Origin of the sequence: uncultured Gimesia sp. (genome assembly GCF_937919775.1) — a bacterium.
Classification (GTDB): Bacteria; Planctomycetota; Planctomycetia; order Planctomycetales; family Planctomycetaceae; genus Gimesia.
On sequence record NZ_CALFPF010000008.1, the window covers coordinates 1 to 2,853 of the forward strand.

General features: G+C 47.1%; 1 protein-coding gene and 1 pseudogene. Both read right to left on the minus strand.

Annotation, left to right across the window (positions count from 1 at the left end; genetic code table 11):
- A pseudogene (locus tag Q0294_RS00130) lies at positions 1-912 on the minus strand (hypothetical protein); the annotation flags it as partial.
- A 291-nt stretch (positions 913-1,203) separates the two neighbouring features.
- Positions 1,204-2,730 carry a DUF1573 domain-containing protein gene (locus Q0294_RS00135; protein ID WP_299459384.1) on the minus strand — a complete coding sequence of 509 codons (1,527 nt, stop codon included), beginning with the start codon at positions 2,728-2,730 and terminating at the stop codon, positions 1,204-1,206.
- Positions 2,731-2,853 lie beyond the last annotated feature (123 nt).

Here is a 2,853-nt window from a genome sequence, read left to right on the forward strand (position 1 = left end):
TGCCGGTAACAGGACCTGGATTTCGTTATTCCATGATGAGTTATATTTCCCGGCAAAGATCGATATTAAAAAAGTCACGACCAACAAGCCGAGAAAACCGAGAGGCAGCTTTATGAGTAGGGCATACGGGTGAAAATACCACCAACCAGATTGTTTCCATTCCCCGTTTAGATAAGAATAAAACCCGGATTCAAAATCTTTTTTTTGAGTGTCGAGTCCATAAACAAAATCTTTCGGCAACGGTACGGGAATTCTCTCCATCCACGTGTTTTCAAAACGGTTGGCCCCGCCCTCAGGAATCTGTTCATGAGTCTCCATTCCGCTTAAAGCCACGGTTTGGAATCGATATTCACCGAGTGGGATGAACACGTCATCGTACTCGTAACCTAAATTGATCACAATCACACTCAAAACGAAACAGGATGTGAGCATGAAGAATTCGCGACTCGTGGAACGTTGGGGATCAGGCCGTATCGACCATTGGTTAAGTCCCCAGAGGCAGAGCCAGATCGGATAGAATATGAGCAGGGTAAATTTTGTGAGTTGCGTCAATCCCAGTAAAATGCCGAGCCAGAAGGTTCGGTTCCATGAAGGTGCTCCGAGCCACCGCCAGAAAAAATACGAAACGATAATAGCCATAGACGCCGCACAGGCATCAGGACAAATCAAGCTGCCGTGTCCCAGGACATAGGGGCAAGTCATCCAAAGCAGCATTGAAATGAAGCCGGCTGAACTGCAACCGTAAAGGCTTGAAGACCAGCGAAAACAGGCCCAGCTGCCAGCCAGAATCAACGGGATGCACATCCAGCGTCCCAGGATGGTCAACCATACGAATCGAGTACCCATCGCATACGAAGTGTCAATTCCAACACCATACTCTGCACGGTGATGCGGGTCCTCTGAGAATTGCATGAAGTTACATTTCTCACCCAGTAAATATGCCGGCAGGGCTGCGATTTTACGAACGAGAGGCGGATTGACTCGATAAAGATCGTACTGTGATGTCTCAAGATGACTCAGGCCGGCAGGCAGGTGAAATACTTCCAGATGGGTTGGCGAATGGACATAGGAACTCCATCCGAGAAGGCTGGCCTGACATAACAAAAGCAACCAGAAACATGTACGTTGCACGCTGGTGAATGCCGGGGAACTCATGTTCGGTTCTGACGGCTCCCGCTCAGGCATTAACTTTATCCCCTTGGATCAGCGTGCAAAAAAAATCAATCCACAGTTGACTTCTTTTCCGGTGCTTTCATTCTGCAATCTGACAACAACATTTTTTTTACTCAAATCCAAAGCGGTTTCTAAAGGAAGGCGAAACGAAATGAGAATGCCGTGATCTGTATCGCGCGTTGTGTAATTTTTGACATCCACAACATCACCATCGGAAAAGACACCAATTACCTTATAGAGTTCTGAGCGGTTCCGGGGAACAAGCCGCACAGTCTGTTCAATGACTGCTGCATGCTCATCTTTTTTGAAGACAACGTATTCCGGCATGGCTTTGACAGCGGAAACAATCTTTCCCGTAAAATCAATTTTAAAATGTTCATATCCAGTGATATTCGTCCCGAAATTTACATATCCGGTAACCTCGTCTGATAGCTGGCCGGTCGGATAAATCACGAAATCGATCACTCGTATCTTGCTCTTCATTGTTTCTGCTGACGCACGATCTGTGTTGCTGAGCGAAACATCAGCGGCGTCCTGTTTGTCAATTACTTGGGAATTCATTTCAATTAACTCAGCATTTTTGAGATTCGCAGATAAGTTCGAGACTTCGAGATCTCGCCATCTCCCATTGTAGTTAAGATATAACCTGATCGTGCGTGTCGCCCCCTGCACAATATCGTTTGCCACAATCTGGGATGGATTAACCAGGACCTCGACGCCGGAATACCCAGAGGCAGTCAGGACGGCATAACGAGACTTGGGATTGTTTGTTTTCACTACCGCCGTTTGTAGAAAGGCCCCCGTCTTGGGGAGTACTTTATAGAACAGTTTGATGACACCGGTTTCGCCTGGCCTGATAGGCAACTTGGGCTTTTCGCTTTGCAGGCACGAACAACTCACTTGAACCTCTTCGATAATGAGATCTTCCTGACTCATGTTTCGAAAGGGAAAGGAGAATTCTGTGATCTGTCCCGTTGCTGGTATATCACCTTTATCAACCAGTAAATGTTCGAAATCGATAATCCTGTTCGGGTTGGTCTGCTTGTCTCTTTTTACACAAAGCGTGATGCCACTCCAGCGTCGTTCGAATTGCTCACGCTCAAGCCTGACTCGGGCTCCCTCGCCATCATAGACATGAATATAGTTGTTTTCTGGTTCTATTCCACTCACGGTGACATAATGATCGGGGTCTTGAAAATGCACGATACATGGAAACGCCGTTTCTTGCAGAGTGTCCCAGTTCTTTCGAAAGCCTGCCGTTGTGATCCCGTTGTCATTTAATACAGTGGCGATATGTTGCAGGCTATGACCTTTCGAAGAGCGTGGCAGCGCTGACAGAAGTTGATCTTTCTCTACGGGGACGCCAAGTAACTGGCACACACGATAGACAGACCAGTGACCACATTGAAGTTCACTACTGTCAGGGTCAAAGGAGTCAGCTGAACTTGATTCCCTGGCATAGAAAAAAACAGTTGTGGCGGTAGCCGCAACCAGAAGCAATAAAACTGCGACAATGACCAACCGGCGTGACATGGTGCCGGATGTTGATTCCTGCATGTTCTCGCACCTCATTTCGAATCAGCGCGAACTGAGTCATTGGGGCGTTTTTTCATAAAAAAGATGACGACCGCGACCACAATCAGAATCAGAATATTGGCCCAGATCAACCAACGTATCTTG

Coding starts and splice junctions, on each gene's coding strand:
- Q0294_RS00135 (WP_299459384.1), bottom strand. CDS start 2,730: ATGCAGGAATCAACATCCGGCACCATGTCACGCCGGTTGGTCATTGTC.